At 75.5% G+C, this 8,694-nt stretch carries 6 protein-coding genes; 5 read left to right on the plus strand and 1 reads right to left on the minus strand.

The annotated features are described in order from the left end of the window. Positions 1 to 433: 433 nt before the first annotated feature. Positions 434 to 745: an integration host factor, actinobacterial type gene (mihF, locus tag AC0CYZ_RS09095; protein ID WP_472214454.1), complete on the plus strand. Its 312-nt coding sequence runs from the start codon at positions 434 to 436 to the stop codon at positions 743 to 745. A gap of 97 nt (positions 746 to 842) precedes the next feature. On the opposite strand, the gene AC0CYZ_RS09100 is transcribed toward mihF, so the two are convergent. After that, positions 843 to 2,030 carry a heparin lyase I family protein gene (locus AC0CYZ_RS09100; protein ID WP_472214456.1) on the minus strand — a complete coding sequence of 396 codons (1,188 nt, stop codon included), beginning with the start codon at positions 2,028 to 2,030 and terminating at the stop codon, positions 843 to 845. Between the two features lie 480 nt (positions 2,031 to 2,510). On the opposite strand from AC0CYZ_RS09100, the gene AC0CYZ_RS09105 reads away from it, so the two are divergent. The 4 genes from AC0CYZ_RS09105 (at position 2,511) to AC0CYZ_RS09120 (ending at position 8,602) form a co-directional block, all read left to right on the plus strand. Further along, positions 2,511 to 3,563, plus strand: a complete 1,053-nt coding sequence (locus AC0CYZ_RS09105; RefSeq protein WP_472214458.1) for an MBL fold metallo-hydrolase — start codon at positions 2,511 to 2,513, stop codon at positions 3,561 to 3,563. Positions 3,564 to 3,767: 204 nt separating this feature from the next. Further along, positions 3,768 to 4,103: a hypothetical protein gene (locus tag AC0CYZ_RS09110; protein WP_472214460.1), complete on the plus strand. Its 336-nt coding sequence runs from the start codon at positions 3,768 to 3,770 to the stop codon at positions 4,101 to 4,103. Positions 4,104 to 4,353: 250 nt separating this feature from the next. Then, positions 4,354 to 6,816, plus strand: coding sequence for a HelD family protein (locus AC0CYZ_RS09115; RefSeq protein WP_472214464.1), 2,463 nt, complete (start codon positions 4,354 to 4,356; stop codon positions 6,814 to 6,816). 166 nt (positions 6,817 to 6,982) lie between these two features. Continuing rightward, positions 6,983 to 8,602, plus strand: coding sequence for a serine/threonine-protein kinase (locus AC0CYZ_RS09120; protein WP_472214462.1), 1,620 nt, complete (start codon positions 6,983 to 6,985; stop codon positions 8,600 to 8,602). Positions 8,603 to 8,694: the final 92 nt, after the last annotated feature.

Here is an 8,694-nt window from a genome sequence, read left to right on the forward strand (position 1 = left end):
TGCCGGGCGTCGTGGTGTCGGCGTCGATCGAGCTGTCGATGAGGGGGAGGCGGGGGTCGGCCTGCTGGGTCATGACGGTTGCTCCTCGAGCGATGGGCCCGGCCGGGCGGCCGGACCCCGGTACCGTCACTCTTCGTGCAACTTCTCCTCAAGTGGATCGCGGAAACGTCACCTGATCAGCCCAATGTTGCTTACGCAGAGGGATAACGCCAGGTCAGCGCGTGGTCGAGATCCCACGAGGTGTACCGTCCCGCATCCATCGACGCGTCGGGGCCGACCACCTGCCCCCGGCGTACGAGCCCGAGATGCGGTGCGCCATGGTGTGTCGCAGCCGGTCGGACATCCGAGCCCGGCCACGATGGCACCGTCGGCCCGAGCCCGGGTCGGCAGGCACCGACCCATGACCTGTGCAGGTGAGGAGAGGGAGACTTCCATGGCACTCCCGACGTTGACCCCGGAGCAGCGCGAGGCCGCCCAGGCCAAGTCGCGCGAGGCGCGCCAGGCCCGCTCGGCCCTGCTCGCGGGCATCAAGAGCGGCGACGAGACGATCCCCGCGGTCCTGGACCGCGGCAAGAGCGACCCGATCGCCGGCAAGACCAAGGTCTCGCAGCTGGTCCGCGCACTGCCCGGCTACGGCCCGGCGAAGGCGGCGGCCGTCCTCGAGCAGGCCGGCATCCCGGAGGACCGGCGCGTGGCCGGCCTCGGCGCCCGTCAGCGTGAGGCGCTCGTGAGCGCCCTCGCCTGAGCTCCACCCGGACCACGACGACGGCCCGGTCACCTCCAGGAGGTGGCCGGGCCGTCGTCGTCCGGCAGGTCCGGCAGGTCCGGCAACGGTGGCCGGGTCAGTCGAGGCCCGCGGGGAGCCCCTTGCTGACCGACCCCAGGGTGGTCCCGATCGCCCAGCTGCCGAACGACAGCTTCCCGGCCTGGCCGATCGAGGGATCCCGGTAGATGCCGGTCTTCACGTAGCTGTTCTTGCCCGAGTACATCGTGCCCGAGGGCGGCGCGAAGTCGGCGATCTTCTGCACGCCGTCCTGCCAGGCGCTCACCGTGCCGTTCGACGCCGAGAACTTCACCTTCAGCACCAGGTGGGTCCACTGTCCGGGCGTCGCGTCGCCGACGACCTGCGAGAACCCGCCCGAGTCCCCGTCGATGAGGAACTTGCCGTCCTGGACCTTGAGCTCCAGGGGCGGCGACCCGGTCCCGTCGTTCTTGAACTGGGTGATGACCTGCCAGTCGGACGTGCCCACCGGGAAGTCCGGCGCGAGCTTCACCGAGAAGCCGAAGTAGTACTCGTCGCCCTCGGAGAGCGCCTTGAACTTCGGCTCCACCTCGGAGCGCTTGCCGCCGCCGGGCATCGAGAAGTTGAGCAGCCCGCCACCCAGGGTCGGCGAGGACGCCCCCTGGTTGTTCCACGGCGTCGACCGGAAGTTCTTCAGACCGGCCGAGGCGAAGTCCGCCGACCAGAGGGTCTTCCCGCCGTCGTCGACGGCCGTGGGCCGGGCGCTCGTGGTCGGCGCGGCGGTCGTCGTGTGCGGGGCCGCCGTCGCGGCCGGGTGCGCCCCGGAGGTGGCGGTCCGGGCGGCCGGCTCGGAGAGTCCCGCGGGTGCGACGGCGACGTCGGGCCGGACGATCTCGCCGGTGTCGGCGCTCGGGTCGGCCAGCAGCGCCGGCCCCGTGCTCGCGGCGGCGACGGTGGCGCCCGTCAGCGCGCCGAACAGGGCGAGTGCGCCGACGGCCCGCGTGGAGTTCAGCGTCCGCCCCGCGCGGGGGGCGCGGTGCGTGGCCGGGCCCGGAGTCCGTCCGGGGATCGGGACGCCCGGAGCCGGCGTAGCAGGTCCGGCGGTCTCCGGGGGCCGGTCGTCCTCGCGGGCCGCGGCGGCGGCACGGGCGATCGCGGCGAGGTCGAGGGGGGTGGTGGCGGGGTCGTGACGGTGCTTGCCGCGCACGGCGGGACGCGGTCCGGTGGCCGGCGCGTCGAGGGCAGCGGGCCAGGAGCCCGTGCGGGGGGCGGCCTCCCTGGGGGACACGCCGGGGCCAGCCCGTCCGGATCGGGGCGATCCGGAGCGATGTCGAGCCATACGTCGGTCCTTCTCGTGGCGCCCGGACCCGGTCGAGGGGGAGCGATCCGGTGCCGGGCGGGGACCCGGCGTGTCCACCTGTCCCGCACCGCGGTTCGGGGGCCGGACCCGCCGGGACAGGTGCGCATCGGGTCCGGGGCCGGAGCGCCTTCACGTCCCGGCCGAGGACCACCGTAGGGGCCCTGATCGGGTGACACCGCGCGGGACTCCCGAGCCCCGGTGCGGACGCGGGTCACGAACAGGTCACGTTCCCGCTGCTCAGCGGACCGCGCCCGAGCCGCACCGCCCCGCACTCGCGTGGCTACACCGCGTGGAAGTGACGCACCTCACGCTCAAGTTGCTCCGAACGCCCCTCGGGCTCCGGCGTCGTCGCGACCGGGGCCGCGCCGTCGAGGAGGTCACACGGCGCGCGGGCGCGGGACCGGCACCATGAGCGGCGTGACCGATGCCGACGACCGCCACGCCTGGAGCCGCCCCGAACCCGAGGACGTCGCCGCCGACGTGCTCCGGGTCCCCCTGCCGCTCCCCTCCGACGCCCTGCGGGCGGTCAACGTCTACGTGCTGCGCGACGGTGACCGGCTGACGCTCGTCGACGGCGGCTGGACCCTCACGGTCGCCCGCGACCTGCTGATCGCGGCGCTCGAGCGGATCGGGGCGGACCTGGGCGACATCGCGCGCTTCCTGGTCACGCACATGCACCGGGACCACTACACGCAGGCCGCGGCGCTGCGCCGCGAGACCGGGGCCCACGTGGCACTGGGCGCCGGGGAGCGGGACTCCCTCGAGCACATGGCGGACCGCCCCGTCCCCATGATCGCCCAGCAGCGCGCGCTGCGGACCGCGGGCGCGGGCCCGCTGGCCGACGAGCTCGCCCGGCTCCTCCCCGCCGAGGTGGCGGAGGAGGAGCTGGCCGACTACGCGCTGCCCGACCGGTGGCTGGTCGACGGTGAGCGCGTGACGGTGGGCGAGCGGGTCCTCGAGGCCGTGGAGACCCCCGGCCACACCCGGGGGCACCTCGTGTTCGACACCGGGGAGTCCGCCGCGGGCCTGCTGTTCGCCGGCGACCACGTGCTGCCCCACATCACGCCCTCGATCGGGTTCGAGCCGGACGCCCGCCCCGGCGCCCTGACCCGCTACCTGGCCTCGCTCGCCCGTGTCCGGGACCGGCCCGATCGACGGCTGCTGCCCGCGCACGGCCCCGTGCGTCCGAGCGTGCACGCCCGGGTGGACGAGCTGCTGGACCACCACGCCGGGCGCCTCGACGAGATCGAGCGGGTCACGACGGCGGGTGCGGCCACCGCGGCCGACGCCGCGGCTGCGCTGACCTGGACGCGGCGGGAGAAGGGCCTCGACGACCTGGAGCCGTTCCACCGCATGCTCGCGGTCCTGGAGACCGACGCCCACCTCGAGGTCCTCGCCGCCCAGGGCCGGCTGCGGCGCGAGTCCGACGCCGAGGGGATCACGCGCCACCACCCGGCCTGACCGCGCGATTCTTCCCGCGACCTCTTCCGAGAACCGGGTCCCGAGGACTCGGTTCTCGAGGACCCCGGTTCCCCCAGGCCTCGCAGAGTCCGTGCTCGCACGAGATCGCCGACTCAGTCGGAAGGGACAGTTCCGACTTTCCGTGACGGACGGCATGATCGACGCATGTCGTCTGCGGAGAGTGTGCGGGTGAGGCGGACGAAGGTGCTCTTCCTCGCCGGGACGGTTGGCGTCCTCGTGGTCCAGATCGGGGCGCTCATCGGCCTGGACGGCATCGGTGAAGCCTTCCTCGTGTGGCTGCCCTGGCCTCTCACGTTGATCGCGCCACTCTGGCTGGCAGCCCGTTGCGGTCCGCCACCCCGGCACTCGGGCGATGTCGTCGTGTCCGCTGCCGGCTACCTGACCCTGGTCCCGATGGCGGCGTGGTTCGGGAATTTCCTGGCCGAACCGGGCGACGCGTGGCTTCTCGTCGTCGTCCTGGCGTACTTCGTCGCCGGTCTCGCGGCCGCCTGGCGCTGGATGAGCCGCCGCACCGCATGACGGGTCGCGGCCACCGCCACCCGGCCTGACCGCTCGGGGGACCGCCTTCCCCCCCGTCGCTCCGCTCGCCCGCCGAGGCGTTCACCGTCGAGGGTTATCGTGGAGGGCCTTCACGGCGCCGAACGACAGCGAACGAAGGTCGTCCTTGTCCCACTCCGCGAGTCCTGCCACCGCGGCCGACGTCGAGCCCACGCGGGACGAAGCCCGCCGGCCCGGCGACCCGGTCGCGGCGGAGCAGCCCTACGTGACGATGCTCTACGGGCGCCTCGACGCCCGCCGCAAGGAGACCGCCGAGCTCCTCGCGCGGGTGCTGCGCAACGAGACGACCGGCACCCCGCAGGCGGTCTCCGAGCGCGACGCCGCCGCGGCGATGTACTCCGAGCAGCTCGCCACCCTCTCCGCGGTCGAGGAGGGGCTGTGCTTCGGGCGGCTCGACGTCGAGCCCGACGCGGTCCTCGCGCCCGGGAGCCGGGACAGCGCCGACCCGGAGACGCCCGGGTTCGACCAGGAGGTCGCCTACATCGGGCGGCTCGGCCTGCTCGACGAGGACCACGACTACGAGCCGCTGCTCATCGACTGGCGCGCCCCGGTGGCCCGCCCGTACTACACCGCGACCGCGGCCAACCCGGACGGCATCCGCCGGCGTCGCCACCTGCGCACCCGCAGCCGCAAGGTCCTCGCCGTCGACGACGAGATCCTCGACCTCGAAGAAGCGGCTGCGGCGGCGGCGAAGCACGACGGCGCGCAGCGCGGCGGCCTCACCGGCGAGGCCACCCTGCTCGCCGCCCTGAGCTCCGGGCGCACCGGGCGCATGGGCGACATCGTCGCCACCATCCAGGCCGAGCAGGACCGGATCATCCGGTCCGGGGTGAACGGCGTGCTCGTCGTCGAGGGCGGCCCCGGCACCGGCAAGACCGCCGTGGCGCTGCACCGCGCGGCGTACCTGCTCTACACCCACCGCCGCCAGCTGGCGAAGCGCGGCGTGCTCGTCGTCGGGCCCAACCCGACGTTCCTGCGCTACATCGAGCAGGTGCTGCCCTCGCTCGGCGAGACCAGCGTGCTGCTCTCGACGGTCGGCGAGCTCTACCCGGGCCTCGCGGCCCGGCGCTCGGAACCCGCCGAGGCGGCGGCGCGCAAGGGCTCCCTCGACATGGCCAAGGTGCTCGCCGCCGCGGTCCGCGACCCCGAGGAGCTGCCGCGGCACACGATCCGGCTGCGCGTCGACGGCGAGACCGTCGAGCTCGACCGCGACCTGGTCGCGCAGGCCCGCACCCGGGCGCGCCGGACCCGCCGCCCGCACAACGACGCCAAGCGCACCTTCGTCCGCGAGGCCGTCGACATGCTCGCCCGCCGCGAGCGCGACCGGCTCTCCCGCGAGGGCAGCCACCCCGAGGTCGAGGGCGGCTCGGGCTCGGCCGGTCTCCTCGACCGCGGCGACCTCGCCGACATCCGGGCCGCGATGCGGGAGAACGACGACCTGCTGGCCGCGCTCGACGGGCTCTGGCCGACCCTCACGCCCCCGCAGCTGCTCGCCGACCTCTACACCGACCCGAAGCGGATCACCGCGGCCACCCGCGGCTGGTCCGAGGCCGATCGCGCCCTGCTGCGCCGCGACGCCCGGCCCACCGCACCGCTCGACCCGCACTGGTGGACCCCGGCCGACGCGGTGCTGCTCGACGAGGCCGCGGAGCTGCTCGGGGAGGACGACACCGCTGAGCGGGAGCGCGCCGAGCGCAAGCGCGAGGCCGACGAGGCGTACGCCGCCGGGGTGCTGGAGATCCTCGCGATGGAGGAGGACTGGGACCCCGAGCTGCTGCGCCCCACCGACGTCGTCGACGCCAGCCTGCTGGCCGATCGCAGCCGCGAGGCCAGCTACGCCTCCGCCGCCGAGCGCGCGGCCGAGGACCGCACCTGGACCTTCGGGCACGTCATCGTCGACGAGGCCCAGGAGCTCTCGCCGATGGCGTGGCGGGTGCTCATGCGCCGCTGTCCGAGCCGCTCGATGACCCTGGTCGGCGACGTCGCCCAGACCGGCGCCCGCGATGGTGCGCGCTCGTGGCACGAGGTGCTCTCGCCCTACGTCTCCGCCCGCTGGCGTCGCGAGGCCCTCACGGTCAACTACCGGACCCCGGCGGAGATCGCCGAGGTCGCGGCCGACGTGCTCGCCGTCATCGACCCGGGGCAGACCCCGCCCGAGTCGGTGCGCGAGTCGGGGATCCGACCGCGGGCGGTCGGCGTCGCCGAGCCCGCCCTCGACCACGAGGTCTCGACGACCACCCGCGCAGCCGCCGACGACGTCGTCGACGCCGAGGGGAACGGCCGCGTCGCGGTGCTCGCGCCGGAGGCCCGGGTCGACGCGCTGCGCACCCGCCTGTCCACCGACGGGCTCCCGGTGGGCGGGACGGCCGAGGTCGGGGCCGACGCCGTCGACGAGCGCGGCGCCGCCGACCTCGAGGTCGCGGTCGTGGTGTCGAGCGTCGCGGACGCGAAGGGGCTGGAGTTCGACGCGGTCGTCCTCGTGGACCCGTCCGGGATCGTCGAGGAGTCCCCGCGCGGGCTCAACGACCTCTACGTGGCCCTCACCCGCGCCACCCGGTCGCTCGATGTGGTGCACCCGGAACGGCTGCCGTCCGTGCTCGGGAGGCTCGCCGACCAGGACGCTCCCGGGGCATCGACGCCACCACCGGGGCCCTCGCCGCTCACAGGTCGGTAACGGTCCGCGTCCGGCGCCCGACTTCCTCGTTGACCGCACATGAAGCCCGGATCCGGGCGCCGTCATCGGCAGACACGGCGACCGTCCCTGGGAGAGAATCGATTCGGGACGGCGTCCCGGCAGGAGACGGGACCCGCGGCGACGCCCGGGAGCGAGGGGGTGGCCGGTGAGCACGACCGATGCCGGCCCGCCCACGGTCGTCGGCGGCCGGTACACCGTCGGTGACCTCATCGGGCGCGGCGGCGCCGCGGACGTCTACCGGGCCCGTGACGAGCTGCTCGGCCGCGACGTCGCGATCAAGATGTTCGGCGCGGGCGGCGACGTGGTCGCCGCCGCGAACGCCGAGGCCGCCTCGGTCCCGGCCCCGCCGCCGGACGCGGTCGACCCGGTCTCGGGGGAGGGGGTCCCGCCGCAGGACCCGCCCGACGAGGCCGGTGACCCGGGGGCCGCAGCCGCCGGGCGGTACGGCCGCGGGACCGGCGGCATCCCCCGCCCGTCCGCGCCCCCCGCCGAGCTGGTCGGGGACCACGAGGAGGGCTCCGAGGCCCGCAACCGCCGCGAGGTGCTGACGCTCGCCGCGCTCTCGCACCCCGGCCTGGTCACCGTCTACGACGTCGGCGACGACCACGGGCGCGCCTACTTCGTCATGCAGCTCATCGAGGGCGACACCCTCGCGCAGCGCATCCGCCGCGGTCCGCTGCCGCTCGGCGACGTCATCGCGCTCGGTGCTGCGCTGGCCGACGCGCTCGCCTACGTGCACCGCCGCGGGGTCGTGCACCGCGACGTCAAGCCCGGCAACGTCCTGCTCGACGCCGACGGCCGCGCCCACCTCTCCGACTTCGGGATCGCCGCGGTGCGCGACGCCGCGCCGGTCACCGCGGCCGGCATGGTCATCGGCACGGCGTCCTACCTGAGCCCGGAGCAGGTCCGCGGGGAGTCGGTGTCCCCGGCGGTCGACATCTACGCGCTCGGCCTGGTGCTCATCGAGTGCCTCACCGGACGCCGCGAGTACCCCGGCAACGCCCTCGAGGCGGCCGTCGCCCGGCTGCACCGGCGTCCGATGGTGCCGGTCGGGCTGCCGGAGTCGCTGCGCATGCTCCTGCTCGCGATGACCGCGGACGAGCCGGAGGCCCGCCCGGACGCCGACGAGGTGCTCGCCGCCACCCGCGCGATCTCCCGCGAGGTCGGCGTCGACGCCGAGACGGTGCTCTCCCCGGCGCTCATGGCCGCGCCCACGGGAGCGTTCAGCCCGCCGCCCGGGGTGGTCGCCGGCCCCGCGGTGTCGACCGGGGCGTCCGCGACCACCGGGGCCTACGCCGGCGCGGTCGCCGACGGCGAGACCCCGGCCGCGCCCCGCCCGCGGCGCCGCCGCGTGCTCGTCGCCGTCGGGATCGCGCTCGCGGCCGTGCTCGTCGTGGGCTCCGCGCTCGCCCTCACCCTCGTGCGGGCGTCGTCGACCACCCCGCTGCCGCCGCCCGCCTCGTCCGTGCCGGCGATCCCGGCGGCCCCCGCCGCCGTGGTGCCGACCACGGAGGAGGCCGAGCCGCTCCGCTCGCCCCGCGTCCGCGTGACCACCCGGCCCCGGCTCCGGACGACGACGGCGGTCGCGCCGCCCGCGGTGACCTCCCAGGCCCCGGTGGTGGTCGTCACGACGCCGCCGGCGCCGGTTGCGCCACCCCCGCCCGTGGTGGTCACGACGACGCCGACCGAGCGGTCGGGATCGTCGTCGCCGTCCTCACCGAGCTCGCCCACGTCCCCGGTGTCGCAGCTCGTCGCCGCGCCCTGACCCGACGGGCGCGCGGAGCACCGGGGCCCCTCACCCCAGAGGCCGCGTCGCGGCCTCGACAGAGAGCGGCGGCCCGCTGGGCAGCAGGCCGA

Source organism: Actinomycetospora sp., from assembly GCF_055612215.1.